The organism is Pseudomonas sp. SB113 (assembly GCF_040754745.1).
GTDB classification, from domain to species: Bacteria; Pseudomonadota; Gammaproteobacteria; order Pseudomonadales; family Pseudomonadaceae; genus Aquipseudomonas; species Aquipseudomonas grimontii.
In genome coordinates, this window is record NZ_JBFMHW010000003.1 from 59186 (window position 1) to 80525 (window position 21340).

Annotated in this window: 10 protein-coding genes; 4 read left to right on the top strand and 6 right to left on the bottom strand. The window is 62.7% G+C overall.

Translation table 11 applies throughout. From position 1 onward, the window contains the following. The first annotated feature begins 76 nt into the window (after positions 1-76). A complete protein-coding gene (gene ptsP, locus AB1462_RS04935; protein ID WP_367246286.1) occupies positions 77-2608 on the top strand; it encodes a phosphoenolpyruvate--protein phosphotransferase in 2532 nt (843 codons plus the stop codon). A gap of 2 nt (positions 2609-2610) precedes the next feature. Next, positions 2611-2892, top strand: a complete 282-nt coding sequence (locus tag AB1462_RS04940) for a PTS transporter subunit EIIB (protein WP_090400650.1) — start codon at positions 2611-2613, stop codon at positions 2890-2892. Between the two features lie 140 nt (positions 2893-3032). On the opposite strand, the gene mltF is transcribed toward AB1462_RS04940, so the two are convergent. After that, a complete protein-coding gene (gene mltF / locus AB1462_RS04945) occupies positions 3033-4493 on the bottom strand; it encodes a membrane-bound lytic murein transglycosylase MltF (protein ID WP_259191473.1) in 1461 nt (486 codons plus the stop codon). Between the two features lie 286 nt (positions 4494-4779). Between mltF and purL the strand changes: the two genes are divergently transcribed. Together purL and AB1462_RS04955 are read left to right on the top strand one after the other, a co-directional pair. Next, entirely contained in the window at positions 4780-8676 is a 3897-nt protein-coding gene (gene purL, locus AB1462_RS04950) for a phosphoribosylformylglycinamidine synthase (protein WP_090400648.1), read from the top strand. Positions 8677-8680: 4 nt separating this feature from the next. After that, complete coding sequence (locus AB1462_RS04955; RefSeq protein ID WP_090400647.1) at positions 8681-8992, top strand: NGG1p interacting factor NIF3; 312 nt, start codon at positions 8681-8683, stop codon at positions 8990-8992. A gap of 132 nt (positions 8993-9124) precedes the next feature. Here the strand turns inward: AB1462_RS04955 and AB1462_RS04960 are convergent, their stop codons facing one another. The 5 genes from AB1462_RS04960 to nagA form a co-directional block, all read right to left on the bottom strand. After that, positions 9125-14866: a DUF6543 domain-containing protein gene (locus AB1462_RS04960; protein ID WP_367246288.1), complete on the bottom strand. Its 5742-nt coding sequence runs from the start codon at positions 14864-14866 to the stop codon at positions 9125-9127. 81 nt (positions 14867-14947) lie between these two features. Then, positions 14948-16654 (bottom strand): N-acetylglucosamine-specific PTS transporter subunit IIBC, encoded by a 1707-nt coding sequence (gene nagE, locus AB1462_RS04965; RefSeq protein WP_090400645.1) that lies wholly within the window; start codon positions 16652-16654, stop codon positions 14948-14950. Positions 16655-16680: 26 nt separating this feature from the next. Further along, entirely contained in the window at positions 16681-19191 is a 2511-nt protein-coding gene (gene ptsP / locus AB1462_RS04970; protein WP_367246289.1) for a phosphoenolpyruvate--protein phosphotransferase, read from the bottom strand. A 36-nt stretch (positions 19192-19227) separates the two neighbouring features. Next, on the bottom strand, positions 19228-20250 hold the full coding sequence (locus AB1462_RS04975; protein WP_090400644.1) for an SIS domain-containing protein: 1023 nt from the start codon (positions 20248-20250) through the stop codon (positions 19228-19230). Further along, positions 20231-21337 carry an N-acetylglucosamine-6-phosphate deacetylase gene (nagA, locus tag AB1462_RS04980; RefSeq protein ID WP_259191470.1) on the bottom strand — a complete coding sequence of 369 codons (1107 nt, stop codon included), beginning with the start codon at positions 21335-21337 and terminating at the stop codon, positions 20231-20233. Before nagA ends, AB1462_RS04975 begins: the two co-directional genes overlap by 20 nt. Positions 21338-21340: the final 3 nt, after the last annotated feature.

Sequence of the window (21340 nt, forward strand, 5' to 3'; positions counted from 1 at the left end):
CACAGTTGATCCCTGTCATCCATGGGATGTGTATCCACCCAATGGTTTTTTACAGAACAAAACAGCAGGTGAAGTCATGACCGCAACTCAACCCCTGGAATTGCTGGCGCCCTTGTCGGGTGTGCTGCTGGCACTGGACAAGGTGCCTGACCCGGTGTTCGCCAGCCGCATGATCGGCGACGGCCTGTGCATCGATCCCACCTCGCAGACCCTGTGCGCGCCGCTGGCCGGCGTGATCAGCAATATCCAGGACAGTGGGCATGCGGTCAGCGTCACCGACGACAACGGCGTGCAGGTACTGATGCATATCGGCTTGGACACCGTGAGCCTGGCGGGCAAGGGTTTCACCCGCCTGGTCGAGGAAGGCCAGCGGGTGGAAGCCGGGCAAGCACTGATCGAATTCGATGCCGACTACGTGGCGCTCAACGCCCGCAGTTTGCTGACCTTGATGCTGGTGGTCAGCGGCGAGCCGTTCACACCGTTGGCAAGCGGCCTGGTGGAACGGGGCCAGCCGGTGTTGCAGGTATCGTCCGGCAACCGGGTAGAGGAGGCCGATGAGGAGGAGGCCGATGCACGCTTCTCCAAGCCGTTGACCTTGCCCAACGCCAACGGTTTGCACGCGCGCCCGGCAGCGGTATTGGCCCAGGCGGCGAAAGGTTTTAACGCGAGCATTTACCTGCACAAGCAAACCCAAAGTGCCAACGCCAAGTCGCTGGTGGCGATCATGGCACTGCAAACCGTACAGGGCGATACCTTGCAAGTGAGTGCGGCAGGTGACGATGCCGATGCCGATGCGGCGATCAAGGCGCTGGTCGCGCTGTTGGTTGAAGGCTGCGGCGAGGCAATCGCGGCGCCGTCGGTACCGCTTGACGCGCGCGTGCCGGCGTCGTCGGCGACGCTGTTGCGAGGTGTTTGCGCATCGCCAGGGTCGGCGTTTGGCCAAGTGGTTCAGGTCGCTGAGCCCGAGCTGAAGGTGACTGAACAGGGGGCGGGAGAAGCCCTCGAACGCGCTGCGTTGGCACGTGGCTTGCTGGCTGCAAGCGAAGCGCTGCAAGCCTTGCAAACCCAGGCGGCAGGCAGTGCCCAGGCGCAGATTTTCCGCGCCCATCAGGAATTGCTCGAAGACCCTACGCTGTTGGAACAAGCCCATGGCCTGCTGGCCGAAGGCAAGAGCGCCGCGTTTGCCTGGAACAGCGCCACGGTCGCCACCGCCAAACTGTTCCAGGGCCTGGGCAATGCCCTGTTGGCCGAACGCGCGGCGGACCTGGCGGATGTTGGCCAGCGTGTGCTGAAACAGATTCTCGGTATTCAAGACCGCGCCTGGGACCTGCCCGACTGCGCGATCCTGGTCGCCGAACAACTGACGCCTTCGCAAACCGCCAGCCTCGACACCCAAAAGGTGCTGGGGTTTGTCACCGTCGGCGGCGGGGCGACCAGTCATGTTGCGATCCTTGCGCGTGCCCTTGGCCTGCCTGCCATGTGCGGGGTTGGGCCTGAAGTGCTGGCGCTGGCCAACGGCAAACAGGTCCTGCTCGACGCTGACACAGGTGAACTGCACCTGGACCCCAACCCTGCCGAGATCGAACAGTTGGAAACCGCGCGTAAGCAGCAATTGCTGCGACGTCAGCATGATGTGGCGCAGGCTTCAGTGCCTGCGATTACCCGCGACGGCCATCACGTCGAGGTGACCGCCAACGTCGCGTCGTTGCAGGAGGTGGAGCAAGCCCTGGCCCTGGGCGGCGAAGGCGTCGGCCTGTTGCGGTCGGAATTCCTGTACCTGGATCGCAATCGCGCGCCAAGCGTGGATGAGCAGGCCGCTACCTACAGCGCCATCGCCCGCGCCCTGGGTTCCGAGCGCAATCTGGTGGTGCGGACCCTGGATGTCGGCGGCGATAAACCGCTGGCGTATGTGCCGATGGACAGCGAAACCAACCCGTTCCTGGGCCTGCGCGGGATACGCCTGTGCCTGGAGCGCCCGGAGCTGTTGCGTGAACAACTGCGCGCGATCCTTGCGAGTGCCGGGCTGGCACGCCTGCATATCATGTTGCCGATGGTCAGCCTGCTGTCGGAGCTGCATCTGGCGCGCAAGATTCTTGAAGAGGAAGCCCAGGCCCTTGGGCTGCGCGAGTTGCCCAAGCTGGGCATCATGATCGAGGTGCCGTCGGCGGCCCTGATGGCGGATATGTTTGCGCCCCATGTGGACTTCTTCTCCATCGGCACCAATGACCTGACCCAATACACCCTGGCCATGGACCGCGATCACCCGCGCCTGGCCAGCCAGGCCGACAGCTTTCACCCGGCGGTGCTGCGTCTGATCGCCACCACCGTCAAGGCCGCCCATGCCCATGGCAAGTGGGTGGGCGTATGCGGTGCGTTGGCCTCCGAAGCACTGGCGGTGCCCGTGTTGATCGGGCTGGGCGTGGATGAGTTGTCGGTCAGTGTGCCGCTGATCCCCACCATCAAGGCCACTGTGCGCGAGCTGGACCTGTCCGACTGCCAGACCATCGCCCATCAGGTACTGGGCCTGGAAGAAGCCGCCCAGGTGCGCGAGGCCTTGCGCCTGTACCACGCGGCTACTGTTGAAACCTCACCTGTCGTGGAGCAATGAGCATGTTCGAGAAATTGCAGCGGGCATTCTGGAAAGCCCTGACCCCGGATTTGATTGCCGAGACGGTAGTGACTACTCCGACGCAGGGGCTGTTGTCGGCCGATGTGCTGAGTGCGTTGGGCGGTGCGGATAACCTCAAGTCGCAACAGCGTGTGGCGCTGACGCGGGTGAGGGTGCAATTGCAGGATACGGGGCGGCTGGATGAGGCGGCGTTGAAAGCGGCGGGTGTGCCAGGTGTGATGGTGTTGGCGGGAGGAGTGGTACACCTGATCACCGGCCTCTGATACCAGTGGAGACCCAAATGTGGGAGGGGGCTTGCCCCCGATGGCGGTGTATCAGTCAGCCTATGCAGTGGCTGACACTATGCCATCGGGAGCAAGTCGAATCGTCGCACCACCCCTCTCACATTGGCTTTTCAGTGTTCTTATAACTGCGGGGTGTCTTCCGGCGGCTTGGTTTTATCCACACCCGGCACATGCAAATTGCCCTCGACCACCTGGTTGCCCTCCAGCTGCGGCTGGGTCACCCACGTCAGGATGTCGTAGTAACGCCGGATGTTCGCCACAAAGTGCACCGGTTCGCCGCCCCGGGCGTAGCCGTAGCGGGTCTTGCTGTACCACTGCTTCTGCGACAGGCGCGGCAGCATCTTCTTCACATCCAGCCACTTGTTCGGGTTCAGCCCTTCCTTTTTCGCCAAAGTGCGTGCGTCGTCCAGATGGCCGGTGCCGACGTTATAAGCGGCGAGGGCGAACCAGGTACGGTCGGGCTCGGCGATGCTGTCGTCCAGTTCGTCCTTGATCTTGGCCAGGTACTTGGCGCCGCCCATGATGCTTTGCTTGGCATCCAGACGGTTGGACACACCCATGGCCTGGGCGGTGTTCTGGGTCAGCATCATCAGGCCGCGCACGCCGGTCTTGGAAGTGACCGCTGGTTGCCACAGCGATTCCTGATAGCCGATAGCCGCGAGCAGGCGCCAATCGACTTTTTCTTCCTTGGCGTAGGCGCGAAAGTGCTTCTCGTATTTGGGGAGCCGCTGCTGCAAATGCTGGGCGAAGGTGTAGGCGCCGACATAGCCGAGTACATCGACGTGCCCGTAATAGCGGTCTTTAAGGCGTTGCAGGGTGCCGTTCTTTTCTACCTTGTCGAGGTAGCTGTTGATCTCGTTGAGCAGGCTGTTGTCTTCACCGGCCGCCACGGCCCAGCTCTGGTGGCTGGCATCACCGAGGTCGAACGCCACGCGCACGTTGGGGAAATACACCTGGTTCATCGCCACTTCGTTGGAGTCCACCAGGGTCAGGTCGATTTGCCCCTCATCCACCATGCGCAGCAGGTCGACTACCTCAACCGCGTCGGATTCTTCGTATTCGATGGCAGGATTTTGCTTTTTCAGTTCCGCCAATTGCTCGGCATGGGTGCTGCCCTTGAGCACCATGATCTTCTTGCCCGCCAGGTCCGCCGCATTAGTGGGGCGCGACTGGCCGTTGCGGTAGATGATCTGCGGGGTCACTTCCAGGTACGGGTGGGAAAAACGTACCTGCTTCAGGCGCTGCTCGCTGCTGACCAGGCCGGCGGCGGCGAGGACCGGGCCGTTGGGTTTGCCCAACTGGCCGAACAGGTCGTCGAGGTTGTCGGCGGTCTCGATCTCCAGCTTCACCCCCAGGTCATCGGCAAAACGCTTGACCAGTTCGTATTCGAAACCGGTTTCACCGTTGCGGTCCTGGAAATACGTGGCCGGGCTGTTTCGGGTAATCACCCGCAATACGCCATCCTCCTTGATTCGCTCGAGCGTGCTGGGTTTATCAACACAGGCGCTGAGCATCAGGAAGAGTCCGGTTGCGATGAGCCATCTGGCGCATCGCGGGCGCAAAGCAGTTGGGGAGAACATCTGCGCAGTATACGCAAACGACCCACGGCGCCATATCTCGACAGCGGCGGACTTGTCTGCTAGCACCGCCAAAACTGTGCTGCAGCCCGCAGAAACGTGGCTTGGCGCCTGATTGTGACGGTTAAAATAACTGCGCGGAATGCCTTGGATAACGCCCCGATAGCGTGCAAACCGTGCCAACTGACGTTCGGCAGCAGCCAGCGGTGCCGTTTCGGGTGCCGTTGGCGCAGGTTTACGCTAGAATGCACGGCCTCAAAGCACACCCCTTCCCGAGGCTGTCCCGAAGATGTTGATCCTGCGCGGCGCTCCTGCCCTTTCTGCCTTTCGCCACAGCAAACTCCTTGAACAACTGAACCAGAAGGTTCCAGCGGTTACAGGCCTGTATGCTGAATTTGCTCACTTCGCCGACGTTACCGGCGTCTTGACCGCCGACGAACAGCAAGTGCTCGCACGCCTTCTGAAGTACGGCCCAAGCGTTCCCGTTCAAGAGCCGACCGGCCGCTTGTTCCTGGTTCTGCCACGGTTCGGCACCATCTCGCCCTGGTCGAGCAAGGCCAGCGATATCGCCCGCAACTGCGGCCTGGAGAAGATCCAGCGCCTGGAGCGTGGTATCGCTTTCTACGTCGCCGGCCAGTTCAGCGACGTCGAGGCCGAGCTGATCGCCAGCAGCCTGCACGACCGCATGACCCAGATCATCGTCGGCCAGCTGGAACAGGCTGCCGGCTTGTTCAGCCACGCCGAGCCCAAGCCGCTGACCGCGATTGACGTGCTTGGCGGTGGCCGCGCCGCCCTCGAGAAGGCCAACACCGAACTGGGCCTGGCCCTGGCCGAAGACGAGATCGACTACCTGGTCAACGCCTTCACCGGTCTCAAGCGCAACCCCCACGACATCGAACTGATGATGTTCGCCCAGGCCAACTCCGAGCATTGCCGTCACAAGATCTTCAACGCCAGTTGGGACATCGACGGCGAGAGCCAGGAAAAAAGCCTGTTCGGCATGATCAAGAACACCTACGTGATGCACAGCGAAGGCGTTCTGTCGGCTTATAAGGATAACGCCTCGGTGATCGTCGGCTCGGTTGCCGGCCGTTTCTTCCCGGACCCCGAAACCCGCCAATACGGCGCGGTGCAGGAGCCGGTGCATATCCTGATGAAGGTCGAGACCCACAACCACCCGACCGCGATTGCCCCGTTCCCGGGCGCAGCCACCGGTTCCGGCGGCGAGATCCGCGACGAAGGCGCCACCGGCCGTGGCGCCAAGCCAAAGGCCGGCCTGACCGGCTTCACCGTGTCCAACCTGCAGATCCCGGGCTTCGAACAGCCGTGGGAAGTGCCGTACGGCAAGCCCGAGCGCATCGTTACCGCGCTGGACATCATGATCGAAGGCCCGCTGGGCGGCGCCGCGTTCAATAACGAATTCGGGCGTCCGGCGCTGACCGGTTATTTCCGTACCTTCGAACAATCCATCACCACCCCGCGTGGCGATGAAGTGCGCGGCTACCACAAGCCGATCATGTTGGCCGGCGGCATGGGCAACATCCGTGAAGAACACGTCAAGAAAGGCGAGATCCTGGTCGGCTCCAAGCTGATCGTGCTCGGCGGCCCGGCGATGTTGATCGGCCTGGGCGGCGGCGCTGCCTCCTCCATGGCCACCGGCACCAGCTCGGCCGACCTCGACTTCGCTTCCGTACAGCGCGAAAACCCTGAGATGGAACGCCGTTGCCAGGAAGTCATCGACCGTTGCTGGCAGTTGGGTGACAAGAACCCGATCAGCTTCATCCACGACGTCGGCGCCGGCGGTTTGTCCAACGCCTTCCCGGAGCTGGTCAACGATGGCGACCGTGGTGGCCGCTTCGAACTGCGCAACATTCCAAACGACGAGCCGGGCATGGCCCCGCACGAGATCTGGAGCAACGAATCCCAGGAACGCTACGTACTGGCGGTCGGCCCTGAAGACTTCGCGCGCTTCCAGGCCATCTGCGAACGCGAGCGTTGCCCGTTTGCCGTGGTCGGCGAAGCCACTGCCGAGCCGCAACTGACGGTCACCGACAGCCACTTCGGCAACAGCCCGGTGGACATGCCCCTCGAAGTGCTGCTGGGCAAAGCCCCGCGCATGCACCGTTCGGCCGTGCGTGAAGCCGAGCTGGGCGATGATTTCGACCCAAGCGCCCTGGACCTGGCCGACAGCATCGAACGCGTGCTGCACCACCCGGCCGTGGCGAGCAAAAGTTTCCTGATCACCATCGGCGACCGCACCATCACCGGGCTGGTGGCCCGTGACCAAATGGTCGGCCCATGGCAGGTTCCGGTGGCCGACGTTGCCGTCACCGCCACCAGCTTCGACGTCTACACCGGTGAAGCCATGGCCATGGGCGAGCGCACGCCGCTGGCCCTGCTGGACGCCCCGGCGTCGGGCCGCATGGCCATTGGTGAAACCCTCACCAACATCGCCGCGTCGCGCATCGGCAAGCTGTCCGACATCAAGCTGTCGGCCAACTGGATGTCCGCTGCTGGTCACCCAGGTGAAGATGCGCGTCTGTACGACACGGTAAAAGCGGTCGGCATGGAGCTGTGCCCGGAGCTGGGCATCACCATTCCGGTGGGCAAGGACTCCATGTCCATGGCCACCCGTTGGAACGATGAAGGCGTGGACAAGAGCGTCACCTCGCCGCTGTCGCTGATCGTCACCGGCTTTGCGCCGGTCACCGACATTCGCCAGACCCTGACCCCGCAACTGCGCATGGACAAGGGCACCACCGACCTGATCCTGATCGACCTGGGCCGTGGCCAGAACCGCATGGGCGCCTCGATCCTCGCGCAAACCCACGGCAAGCTCGGCAAGCATGCGCCGGACGTGGATGACGCCGAAGACCTGAAAGCCTTCTTCGCCGTGATCCAGGGCCTCAACGCCGACGGCCACCTGCTGGCTTACCACGACCGTTCCGACGGTGGTTTGCTGACCAGCGTTGTCGAGATGGCGTTTGCCGGTCACTGCGGCCTGAACATCGTGCTCGACAGCGTTGCCGAGGACGCCTCTGAAATCAACGGCATCCTCTTCAACGAAGAGTTGGGCGCCGTGATCCAGGTGCGCCAGGACGCTACCCCGGATGTACTTGCACAGTTCAGCGCCGCTGGCCTGGACGACTGCGTGGCGGTAATCGGCCAGCCGATCAACAACGGTGAAATCAACATCTCGTTCAACGGCGACACCGTGTTTGCCGGCCAGCGCCGCCTGCTGCAACGCCAGTGGTCCGAGACCAGCTACCAGATCCAACGCCTGCGTGACAACGCCGACTGCGCCGAGCAGGAATTCGACGTGATCCTGGAAGAAGACAACCCAGGCCTGAGCACCAAGCTCAGCTTCGACGTCAACCAGGACATCGCCGCGCCGTACATCAAGAAAGGCATCCGCCCACAAGTTGCCGTGCTGCGTGAGCAGGGCGTCAACGGCCAGGTGGAAATGGCGGCCGCGTTCGACCGCGCCGGCTTCAATGCGATCGACGTGCACATGAGCGACATCCTCGCCGGTCGCGTTGACCTCAACGAGTTCAAAGGCCTGGTGGCCTGCGGTGGTTTCTCCTACGGCGACGTACTGGGTGCCGGTGAAGGCTGGGCCAAATCGGCCTTGTTCAACAGCCGTGCCCGCGACGCGTTCCAGGGCTTCTTCGAACGCAACGACAGCTTCACCCTGGGTGTGTGCAACGGTTGCCAGATGATGTCCAACCTCCACGAGCTGATCCCGGGCAGCGAGTTCTGGCCGCACTTCGTGCGTAACCGGTCCGAGCAGTTCGAAGCCCGTGTCGCCATGGTGCAGGTGCAGGAGTCCAACTCGATTTTCCTGCAAGGCATGGCCGGTTCGCGCATGCCAATCGCCATCGCCCACGGTGAAGGCCATGCCGAGTTCGAAAGCGAAGAAGCCTTGCTCGAAGCCGACCTGTCCGGTTGCGTGGCCATGCGTTTCGTCGACAACCACGGCAAAGTCACCGAAAGCTACCCGGCCAACCCGAACGGCTCGCCGCGCGGGATCACCGGCCTCACCAGCCGCGACGGTCGCGTCACCATCATGATGCCGCACCCGGAGCGTGTGTTCCGCGCCGTGCAGAACTCGTGGCGCCCCGAGGAGTGGGATGAAGACGGTGCGTGGATGCGCATGTTCCGCAACGCCCGCGTGTGGGTGAACTAAGGCCGTGTACAAGCTTGCCTTCTTTGTGCCCGACAGCCATGTGGAGACGGTGAAAACCGCCGTCTTCAAAGCTGGCGGCGGGCGCATCGGCGACTACGACAGCTGCGCCTGGCAAGTGCTGGGCCAGGGCCAGTTTCGCGCGTTGGACGGCAGTAAGCCGTTTATCGGGCAAGTGGGCCAGGTTGAAGTGGTTGAAGAGTGGAAGGTTGAGCTGGTGGTGGCGAACGAGTTGATCGTGGCTGTTGTGGCTGCGTTGAAGCTGAGCCATCCCTACGAGACACCGGCATATGAGGTGTGGCAGTTGGCGGATTTCTGATCCGTTGGCTGCATAAACAAGAAACCCGCTGGGCCAGTTTGGCCAGCGGGTTTTTTGTTGGCTGCGAACGCTCCATCGGCAGCAAGGCGAATCGTCCCGCCGTTGACCGAGTTCACTGGCCAGGGAAGGCCGTTATGGCGCAGGTGTCAGTTGCACCTCGGCACGAATGGTATCGATCAAGGTGGTCTGGTGGGCAAAGCGCTGTTGCGCCATGCCCCAGCGATCAATGAAAAACATCCCCTGATCGTCCACCTGGATTGGGGTCGAGACGATCTCGCCGCTTCTGGATTTGTGCAGCAGGTTGGTTTCTGCCATCGACGGATGTTCGACCAGGAAGTGCCCGGTAGCTTTCAGCCGGGTTCTGTCCAGAGGCACGAAGGCGTCTGGTTCACGTGTGCCGGCCACGCCGAGGTCCAACGTAAAGTCACTGCGTAATGCCGTCCAACGGGTTTTCAAGTGGGTTTCCCAACGGCCAGGGCGGATGTTGCTCGACATATTGGGTGGGACATCGCGGATATGCAGGCCGACAGCACCTTGCAGATCGGCCAGGCCGGGCACTTGCTGGTGAGTATTGGTATGACTGTTGCCGATGAAAGCCACCCACTGGTGGGGGCCATTTGCCGCCTGATCCGCCTTGATGACCTGTGAGGCGAAGTAACTGAACATCTCGTTGCGAGCCTCGGGGCCTGCACCTTTTACGTGGTAGCTGGCGCTGCAATCGAGCGCACGTACTCGAATGCCGTATTTGTTGGCGACCTGGACCACCTGCGAATAGGTATTGGGACCGCTGTAGAACGGCATGTGGCCGGTGTCCTGAAGCCTGAGATAGTCGTGCAGGTTGCGTGGCATTTTTGCTGTCCGAAAGAACGTATCCAGGTCTGCCTGGTGCAGATCGGTGAGCAGGTGTTCAACGTAGAGGGTTTTGACCTTCAGCGTCCTGAGTTTTTTCATATGCTCTATCAGGAACGCCTTGCCGGATTGGGCACTGTGGGCCTCACCGATGACCAGTCCCGGCAGCTTGCTCTTGCCGAACGTTTCAAGGAAGAGATCGGGCTGGGTTTGCGTACTCAGTGCTGAAAGATCGGCGCGAGCAGGTAGCTCCTCAGGGCTGCTTAGAAACTGTTTGGCGGCGTTGTGCAGGCGCTCTCGGGTGCTCTTGAAGGCAAAGAACGCTTCTCGCTGGTTTGGGGCTGGCAAGTAATGGGTATCCAGGCCATAGGGTTCGGTTGACTGTGTGCGGATGCTCTCGCGCAGGGAAGGCGCAATATCGTATTCGCTGTAATGCCCAATGGTGGGTAATGCTGCCGCGCCGGACGGGCCAGGCTGCTCGACAGCTTTGTACGAGGTGGGCAAGGCCAGGCGGTAATCACCTTTGGCGAGGGCATCGCCCGCGATGTTGCCCGGGCTGTCGACCCAGATGCCCACAGGCTGGCCGAGACTGACATCTTCAACCCGCAGGGCGACGGCGTTGTGCAAGTCGGCCAAACCAGGTTTTTGATTGAAGGTGGTCATGCGCGATGGGTCCACCAAGGCGATCCAGCGCTCGTTCGGCAAGTCTTCGATATCGCCTTCCAACACCTTGTGCGAGTAGTAGTTCCTGAGGAAGTTGTCGCGTGGGGTGGTGGGTGGGGTATCCCCAACACTCAGTGCATCGTCCAGTTGGTAGGACGTTGAAGCGTCGACGGCATAGACTTTCATGCCTTTCTTTTGAGCTTCGCGCATCAGGCTGAGGTAAGAGAACTCGGCGTTCTCGGTAAACCCCAGGGTTTTGTCGATGACTTTCAAGTGCCGCTCAATATTTTTCCAGGACTTTCCTCTATTGAATCTTTGCAGTTTCTCGCGGAAGACGTCGCCGGGCAGGTACTCCACGTACAGGCGTTTGAAGCCTTTTTGTATCAGGGCCTCCATGTTATCGATCAACAGCTGTTTGCTGGCGATGGAACCCGGTACTGCACCAATGATCAGGTTCGGGTTGGCCGTGAAGGCGACGCTGTCGGTGAGTACCGGCAAAGAAGTCGTCGCTTCGACAACCGGCACCTGCGCGCGGGGAGCAGCAGGAGTACGAGCGTTGAAGAAGTCTTCTGCATCCTTGGTCAGATGATTGACCTTTTGCTGATAAACCTCGAGTGCAGGCTGCAGGTCCCTGGCCACGATACCGCGAATGACGCCAGGATTATCCGGGAGCCAATCATTTGCAGCCGCGAGCACCTCTGGCGTGTCGGGGTTCACAACGTGTTTCAGGTTGTCCTGGTACTTGGCCGGCATCTCATAGTGCTTGAGCCTGTCAGGAGATTCCGCGACTTTTTCATACTTGGGCGCGCCGCCTGCCACGCCGGTTCGTTTCCACACCCCCTGGGCATCGGGCGCGGCCAGGCGCGTGGTCGAGACCAGCTTGCCGGTGACCGGGTCAAGACGATACAGCAAGTAACGGCCAATCGGGTCAGGGGCCTTGGGCGCCCAGAGCAGTTCGCCATTGAACAACGCCGGCTGCATGCCGGCTGGGGCGAGGGGGGCAGGTTCCAGCGGGCTGATCAGTTTCAGGGAGGGTGTGCGCGTAAGGCGTTTGCCTGAGCCACTCAGCGCGGGTTGCACAGCTGCTTCGCCCAGGCGCTTGAGTGAGCCAAGCGCTGGTCGCAGGTCGGTGAACAGCGCGCCGGCACTGTTGAGCAGGTAACCCATGAAATGTTCCAGCGCTTTTGCGTTATCCCCTTGATGATAAGCGTGCAGCGCGAGCATGCCATCCTTGAACGCCAGCAACAGGCCGGCGCTCAGGCTCAGGATGGGAAATGGCGCAGTGGCGACAGCCGTAATCCACTCCGCGCAGGTCCATAAGATGCCGCTGATCATTTGCACGCGGCTGACCGTGGTGGCCTCCACATCGTCGATGATGCGCTGCAGCTTCATGTTGTAGAGGTCTTTGCGCAGATCGGGCAGCGGCGTTTGTGCGTGACGCGAGTCGTACCGTGCGGGGCTGACAGTGGTTCTGTCCAGATGCTCGGGCAGCTGCTCTTTGGCCTTTTCCAGAAAGGCCTGGACCCTGGCCCTGGATGGGGTGGCGACGCGCGAGGTGAGGTACTGGATCATCCCCGAGGTCTTTTTCAGCAGGTAGTTGAACAGTTTGGCTTCGCGCCAGCTGGTACCGTCCGGTGCATTGGGGGTATAGAGCAGCGTTGGGTTGTCGCCATGACTGAACAGGTAGGTGCCCATCACCCAATCGCCATCAATCATCAGCCGGTGAATGGCATAGTCGCGACGGGTTTGTGCCGATGTACTGCCCATGGTCGCGATGCTGCGCTCCAGCCAGTGCAAATCGACACTGGCGATATGGCCCTGCAATTGACATTCAAGCGCCGCGTTCTGCATGCGCATTTGGGTCAGAACCAGCGTGGCATTGCGCCGCAGCTCATAGCCTGGGCTGTCAGTGTTCAGTAGCCGGGTCTTGATCTCGTTGGTGTAGCGTTGACCGATCCAGACGCCGGTGATCGAGCGCGCGACCTTTTCCGCCGTCAGCTGGCTGAGGTCCACCTTGTCCGGCCCTTTGAAACGCGCGGAGCGGGAGAATTTCTCGTCGAGAAAACCAATGCCATCGGCGTATCCGTCGCGGTAGAGCTGGGTATAGGAAATAGGCGCGGGTGTGGAAATGCCGACCAATGAGGGCGGTGAGTAGGCCCACACAGTGTCCGGGTCGACCTCAACGTGAGGGTGACCGAGCAGTGTGTTCAGCTGGGTCCTGGCCTGTTCATGCAAGTAGTCGGTAAAGGTGGGGACGCTCGCTTCAGACAGCGGAAAGTCGTTATAGGTACGCGTTCCACCTTCGGCGTCCTCCGCCAGTTTCAGCAGTTTGCGGCGAGTACCGGCAGGCGCGGAACGGTACCAACCGGGGGTACTGAACTCATAGTCATCGACACGGGTGGCCAGTACATGGGCCGCCATGTCCTTGAGGCAATCGGTGTGGCTGTTGCTCCGACCGAAGGTGACTTCCTCGTGCTCAAGGTCCTGAGGCTTGAAGCTCAAGCCGCTGAGTACCTGCTTCATCTTGTTGCGAAAACGCAGGGCAACGCGGCTGATCAGGTAATCGGTCATGGTACCGGTTGGCGCTTTGAGGCCGTTGTCCAGGGTCCAGCCGAGGATATGACTCTGGCAGGCCGCTTCACTGTTGAAGGCCTGGAATTGTTGCTCGCGTGGGGCATCGGGCGTGCATAGCAGCACGCGTATGACCACATCCTCGGCGTTGCGCTGGCGCAGCACCCACAGGTCCTGCAATTGGGCTTCATGCAGTGACAGGGTCGAGGCGCTCAGGCCGGTACCGCTGCCTTGGCGCAGGCTTTGGATCAGGCTGTAGTCGTTTTCGCTGAGGTGGCCTTGCAATAGCGCCGTATAGGCCAGTGCGCTGATTCTGAGATCAAGCATGGCTTCGATGGCTTGGCTGACTTCAGGCTTGGCATGCAGTTGTTTTTGCAGCTCGCCAAAATCGATACGCGGTTGCAGCGTACCCAACTGTTCCAGCAACCAGGCGGGCGTCAGGTGGTTGTGCGCCGGCGCCAGCGGTGCGCCGTTGCAGGTCAGCGTGGTCTTTTTCAGGAAGTCGGAGTCGAGGTGTTCATCGCCTGTATGCAGGCCGCGCAGAGCCAGTTCGACCAGGCTTCGGTCGTGCTCATATTCGCCGATGGGGTCCAGAACACGGCGAGTATTGACCTCTATCTGCTGCGGGTCGAGATCGTGGATTTCCAGGTCGTCGTTCAAGCGTTCCAGCCATTGGTAACGGGCCAGGGCGTCTGGCGTGGTGACCGGCCCCAATAAGTCCAGCAGGTGTTGCCGGGCTTCGTTATAGCGGCGCAAATGGTCGGCCAGCAGTGTGCGGCGCGCTTCGTTGGCGCTGCGGTACCACTCTGGCGCGCTGTGGCGCAGCCATCCGTCCAAAAGCACCTGGGCACGCCATTCAAGGCGGGCAGTCAGGTCGGGCAGGGCATCGTTAATGGCGCGGTCCAGCGCATCAATCAACTGGCCTGCGTCGTTGTGAGGGTTGTCGACCAGGCTCAAGGCCCGGTCAATGTCCTTGCCTCGTTTGGTGATCAGCGCGTTGTAGGTATGTTCGAACAGTGGCGCAGCGTCGATAGGTACCAGCGTCAATGGCCAGATCGCCTCAGGGCTGATGGCGTGATAACGCACCGGAAGCAGGCTCAGGACATCACGGCGTTCACCGGCGTTATCCAGGCTTGATCGCAGCCGGGTGTTGAGGTCGGTCAGTGAGTCGAAGGCTTCGATTCCGCGTGACGGTGTGAACAACATCACCCTGCCCACTGCCGCATTGGCCGTCAGTTCGGTCACCACTGGGCTGGATTTTTCGGTGACGACAAAGGCTCCGGCCAGCTCGACGGTCTGGTCCTGGTACTCCATGGTCAGTGCGTATTGGCCGGGGCGTAGCGTCGGGCCCAGCGAGAGGCGATCGAGCATGGCCCGCTCTTGCGGATGCAACAGGCGGTCCGTCTCTCCCAGGGCCGCCTCGTTGGCCAAGGCCGTGTAACCCGCTTCATACGTCATGAAGGCTTTTTGGCTTTTGCCATCGATTTGCTCACGCAGGTCCATCGCCAGTAACTGGGTGTTCAGCGACGACTTGAGGCTGGCCAACAGCGCCAGCCCCGCAGGGCTGTTCAGCTCGCTGTGGGTTAACGCCGAGTAGAGTGTCCGGCCTTTGTTCAGGACCTGTGTGCGGTGTTCTTGTAGAAGACGGTTCACGCGCTCCAGATACGCCAACGCGGCGGACGCCTTCTGCTCTGGCAGCAGCGGTGTATCAACCTTGAGCAGGTGATGGCCGATCAGGTTGAGCGAGCCTTTGATCTCATCAAAGGACAGGGGGGTAGTGGAAGTGCTCACGGGCACGGGCTCCATGCTGAGGGTATGAACCCTCAGCATGGACAGCGGCGCCCCGGCCGGGGCGGTAGATAGGTAGCGGTGTCAGGCGTCGGCACGCACCGCAGGGCGATTGGCCAGGGCCTGGAGTGCATCGCTCAACCCCTGGGCCTGCTCGCCGATCAACAGGTGCCACACGCCTTTTTCAAGCTGGCTGACACCCTGGCAACCGAGGGCGGTGAGCTGTGGCTGCGACAGCGCCTTTTCATCCGCCAGTTGCAGGCGAATGCGGGTCATGGCGACGCAGTCCAGTTGCAGCACATTGTCGCGGCCGCCCAGCGCATCGAGCCATTGTTGCGCCTGGGGCGTGGCAACGCTGGCGGCTTGAGGTGCCGCAGTGGCGGTCGACAGCGACGCAGGGGCAAACGTTGGCATGGCCAGGCGGATCTCATCGGCGATGCTGTCGGCCATCGGCCCGACCACCACCTGCAAGCTGCCACCGTTACCGGGGCGCACCACGGCCATCGCACCGAGGGCTTTCAGCTCGGCATCCACGGCCTTGTTGCGGTCGACCATATCCAGGCGCAGGCGCGTGGTACAGGCGCCGACGCTGAGCAGGTTGTCGGCACCGCCCAGGGCGCGGATGTAGGCCCCGGCGCGCTGGTTGTCGGTCATGGTTTCGGCCTGCGCGACCTGGATGTCCTCACGCCCCGGTGTCTTCAGGTTGAAGCGGCGGATGCAGTAGTTGAACACGCTGTAGTAGATCACCGCGTACGCCAGGCCCACCGGGATCACCCGCCAGCCATTGGTGGACCTGCCCCAGCCGAGGACCATGTCGATGAACCCACCGGAGAAGGTAAAGCCCAGGTGGATGTTCAGCAGGTTGGTCACTGCCATCGACAGGCCGGTCAGCAATGCATGCAGCAGATACAGGAACGGCGCGAGGAACATGAAGGCAAACTCAATCGGCTCGGTCACGCCGGTCAAAAACGAGGTCAACGCCATCGACAGGAAGATCCCGCCCATCACCTTGCGCCGTTCCGGCAGGGCGTTGCGGTACATCGCCAGGCACGCGGCGGGCAGGCCGAACAGCATCACCGGGAACATGCCGGTCATGAACTGGCCACCTTTGGGGTCGCCGGCGAAATAGCGGGTCAGGTCGCCGGTCACCACTGCCCCCGTTACCGGGTCGGTGAAGGTGCCGAACACGAACCAGGCCATGTTGTTGAGGATGTGATGCAGGCCGGTGACGATCAGCAGGCGGTTGAACACGCCGAAGACAAAGGCGCCGAAGCTGCCGCTCTCCATCAGCAACACACCGAAGCTGTTGATGCCGTGCTGGATCGGCGGCCAGATCAGGCCAAAGATTACCCCCAGGGCGACGGCCGAGAACCCGGTGACAATCGGCACAAACCGTCGCCCGCCGAAGAACGCCAGGTATTCCGGCAGCTTTATGTCCTTGAAACGGTTGTACAGCGCACCGGCCATCAAGCCGCTGGCGATACCGGCGAGCATGCCCATGTTGATGCTGCTGTCCATCACCTTGAGCGTGGAGACCATCACCAGGTAACCAATTGCACCGGCAAGTCCCGCCGTACCGTTATTGTCGCGGGCAAAGCCCACGGCGATACCGATGGCGAAGATCAGTGCCAGGTTGGCGAAGATCGCCTGGCCGGCATCGTGCATCACCGCGATGTTCAACAGGTCGGTGTCACCCAATCGCAGCAGCAGGCCGGCAATCGGCAAGATGGCGATGGGCAGCATCAGCGCGCGGCCCAGGCGTTGCAGCCCTTCGATAAAAAGTTGGTACATGGCGGGTCTCCTTTTTCTTGTTGTTGTCAGCTCAGCGGCCAGTGGTGTTGACAGGCTTGGCGAACTGCCCTGGCGCTGCTCAGGTCAAGCAGGCCTTGGCTGAGTTGCCGGCATTGCGCCGCGTCCAGGTGGCGGACGCGGTCCTTGATTTCTGCGATTTGCGGCGGGCTGACGGACAGCTCGCTGACGCCCAGGCCGATCAGCGCCGGGGTCGCCAGCGGGTCGGACGCCAAGGCGCCGCACACGCCGACCCAACGCCCGTGTTTGGCCGCGCCGGTGCAGGTCTGGGCGATCAATCGGAGCAAGGCTGGGTGCAAGGCATCGACACGCGCGGCGAGGCCGGCGTGGTCGCGGTCCATGGCCAGGGTGTACTGGGACAGGTCATTGGTGCCGATGGACAGGAAGTCCGCGTGCTCGGCCAATTGCTCGGCCATCAGCGCCGCGGCGGGCACTTCGATCATCACCCCCAGCTCGGGGCGTTGGGTCAGTTCCAATTCGGCACACAACTCATCCAGGCGCTGGCGAATCTGCAGCAGTTCGTCGACTTCGCTGACCATCGGCAGCAGGATGCGGCAGCGCGCCAACGGCGAAACCTGCAGGAGCGCCCGCAGTTGCTGGTCGAGCAGTTCCGGACGTACCTGGGCCATGCGGATACCGCGCAGGCCCAGCACCGGGTTGGCTTCGACGGGCAGCGGCAGGTAGTCGAGCTGCTTGTCGCCGCCGACGTCGATGGTGCGGATGATCACGGATTTGTCCCCCATGGCGTCCAGCACGGCTTGATAGGCGTGGCGTTGTTCCTGTTCATCCGGCGCGGTGTGGCGGTCGACGAAAAGGAATTCGGTGCGCAGCAGGCCGACGCCATCGGCGCCGTTTTCAAACGCTATGTGCGCCTCGGCACTCGACGCCACATTGGCGGCGACTTCGATGTTCACGCCGTCGCGGGTCAGGGCCGGCGATTGGGCTTGGGCCTGCTGTTGCTGGCGGCGCAGTTTTTGTGCGTCACGCATCTGGTGTACTTCGGCATGGCGCGCCTCGCTGGGGGCCAGCTCCAGGCGGCCGTTGACCGCGTCGAGCACCACGCGCTGGCCTTGAGGCACAGCGAGCACTTCAGCACCCAGGGCGACCACGCAAGGCAAGCCCTTGCCCCGCGCCAGGATCGCCACATGGGAGGTGGCGCCGCCTTCGGCCATGCAGATCCCGGCAGTCTGTTGCGCGCTCAGTTGCAGCAAATCCGAAGGGGTTAGTTCATGGGCACTGACAATCGCCCCCGTAGGCAATTCGAAATGCCAGGCTTCGCCCAACAGTGCGCGCAGGACCCGTTGTTGCAGGTCGCGCAGGTCGTTGGCGCGTTCGGCGAACAGCGGTTTACCCAGGGCCAGTAATACCGCGCACTGCGCCTGGATCGCATCGCGCCAGGCGTGGGTGGCGGCGCTGCCGTGTTCGATGGCATCGGTGGCGGCCTCCAGCAGGGCGGGGTCTTCGAGCAGGGCCAGGTGGGCGGCGAAGATCTCTTCTTCTTCGACGGCCTTGCGTTGGCGAGCGTGGTCCAGGGTGCTGCGGATTTCACCGCGCACCTGCTCCAGGGCCGTGTCCAGGCGTTGCAGTTGTTCGTCGGTGACGTGATTGCCGGGGTCTGACGGCAACTCGATAGCCGCCAACCGGAACAACGGCCCGCAGACCAGGCCCGGTGCCGCACACACGCCCTGCAGCACATCAACTTCAGTATTTACCCGGCGTGGCATGGCGACGACCGGTGCGTGGTGGTCTTCCTTAACGGCGGCGGACAAGGCCGCGACCAGCGCCTGCAGCGCGGCCTCGGCGTCCTTGCCGCGACAGCTCACGCGCACCTCGTCACCTTCACCAATGCCCAGCCCCATCAGGCCGATCAGGCTGTCGCAAGCCGCCGACTTGGCGCCGAAGTGCACCTTTGCCTGGCTGCTGAAACCCTGGGCGGTCTTGCGGACTAACGCCGCAGGCCGTGCGTGCAGGCCGCCACGGTGAGTCACGCGCACGCTGGCGCTGACTTCGGCGACGGCGTCATCCACAGCCGTTTGCAGTGGCGCGGTGGCACGTGGCACGACCTGCAACAGCGGTTCGCCCAGCTTGACGGTTTTCGCGGCAAGCGGGCGCAGTTCAAAGTGTTCACCATTGGTGAGGATGATCAGGCTGATCAGGCTTTTGCACTGGCGGGCGATACGGTCCAGATCAAAGCGCACCAGCGCCTGCCCATTGCGGACCCGGGCGCCTTGCTTGACCAGCAGGGCAAACCCTTCGCCGTTCAATTCGACCGTGTCGATGCCGATGTGCAGCAGCACTTCGGCGCCGTTGTCGGCACGAATCGTCAAGGCATGGCCGGTGCGGGCGACATGGATGACCACGCCATCACACGGCGCATGCAGGCAATCGTTGAGCGGGTCGATAGCCGTGCCGTCGCCCATGGCGCCGCTGGCGAACACCTCGTCAGGCACGTTGCCCAGGGCCAGCACCGGCCCACTGAGGGGGGCGCTGAGGGTCAGTTCATTATTGTTGTTGGACATGGGCACGGTACTCATCAGGAAAACGCGGCAATCGACTCAGTGAGTGCGGGTGACTTTGCTCAGGTGGCGCGGCTGGTCCGGGTCCATGCCCCGGGCGACCGCGAGTCCCGCAGCCATGACGTAGAAACTCATGATCGCCAGGATCGGGTCGAGGCTCGGGTGTTCGGCGCGGCTCAGGGTCAGGTCGCGTTCGGCGATATCGTCCGGCGCGGCGAGCAGCACGCGGGCACCGCGTTGACGCATATCGGCGGCCAGGCTCAACAAGCCGGCTTGCTCGGCACCCCGTGGCGCGAACACCAGCAGCGGGTAGTCCGCGCCGATCAAGGCCATCGGCCCGTGGCGCACCTCGGCGCTGCTGAAGGCTTCGGCCTGGATCGCCGAGGTTTCCTTGAGCTTGAGCGCGGCTTCCTGGGCGATGGCAAAACCGGCGCCACGGCCGATCACCATCAGTTGCTGGCAGCCACGCAGCGCCTCGATGGCGTGCGTCCAGTCCTGCCCGGCGGCTTCACGCAGGCCTGCGGGCAGGGCCTGGCAGGCTTGCAGCAAGTCGGGCTCCTGGTTCCAGTGGCCGATCAACAGTGCGCTGGCGCTGAGGGTGGCGATAAAGCTTTTGGTCGCGGCCACGCTGAGTTCCGGCCCGGCGCACAGCGGCACATGGAATTCGCAGGCGGCTTCCAGCGGAGAGTCTTCGGCGTTGACCAGCGAAATGCTCAAGGCACCCCGTTTGCGCAGCAGGCGCAGGCTGTTGACCAGGTCCGGGCTTTGCCCCGACTGGGAGAAACCGAACGCCACTTGGCCGCTGACTTTCATCGGCGCTTGCAACAAGGTCACCACCGACATCGGCAACGACGCCACCGGAATGCCGACATGCTGCATGGCCAGGTAGGCGAAGTAGCTGGCGGCGTGGTCCGAGCTGCCGCGCGCAATGGTCATCGCCACTTGTGGCGGTTGGCGGCGCAGGCGGCCGGCGACGTCCTCCAGCAGCGGGTCCAGGCGTTGCAGTTGCGCCGCGACGGCGTCACAGGAGGCCAAGGCCTCTTCAAGCATTTTTGAAGACAATGGTTTCTCCTTCGACCATGACGTCGGTGAGGTGCAGGAAGCGGTCCAGGCGCACGCAGTCGGCGAAGCTGCCGGGTTGCAGGCGGCCGCGTTCTTCCAGGCCCAGGTAGTCCGCCGGAAATTGCGACAGGCGTTGTGAGGCTTCGCTGATGGGCAGGCCGATTTTCACCAGGTTGCGCAACGCCTGATCCATGGTCAGGGTGCTGCCGGCCAGGGTGCCGTCGGCCAGGCGTACGCCGCCCAGGCATTTGGTCACGGTGTGGCTGCCCAGCTTGTACTCGCCGTCGGGCATGCCGGCGGCGGCGGTGGAGTCGGTGACGCAGTACAGGCACGGGATCGCGCGCAGGGCCACGCGCATGGCGCCGGGGTGCACGTGGAGCAAGTCCGGGATCAGCTCGGCGTATTTGGCATGGGCCAGCGCAGCGCCGACGATCCCGGGTTCACGGTGATGCAACGGGCTCATGGCGTTGTACAAATGGGTGAAGCTGGTGGCGCCGGCAGCGAGGGCGGCGACGCCTTCCTCATAGCTGCCCAAGGTGTGACCGATCTGCATGCGCACGCCGCGCTCGCTGAGGGCGCGGATCAGGGCGTCGTGGCCGGCGATTTCCGGGGCGATGGTGATCACCCGGATCGGCGCCAGGCGCAGGTAGGCTTCGACTTCGGCCATCAATGCGGTGTGGGCGAAGTTGGGTTGCGCGCCGAGTTTTCCCGGATTGATGTAGGGACCTTCCAGGTGCACGCCAAGTACCCGGGCGCTGCCGGCAGGGCGCTGCTCGCAGAAGTTGCCGAGCTGGCCCAGTACGCTGGAGATTTCATCCACCGGCGCGGTCATGGTGGTGGCCAACAGCGACGTCGTACCAAAACGCACGTGGGTGCGGGTGATGGTCTCGAAGGCGTCGGCGCCCTCCATGATGTCTTTACCGCCACCGCCGTGGACGTGCAGGTCGATAAAGCCCGGCAGCAGATAGGGCAAGTCGTTTTCAGCCGGGTCGCAAGGCTCGCCTTCAATGGCGATGACCTTGCCGTGTTCGTGCACCAGGCGGCCGCGGATCCAGCCGTGGGGCGTGAGGATATTGTCTTCGGACATGGG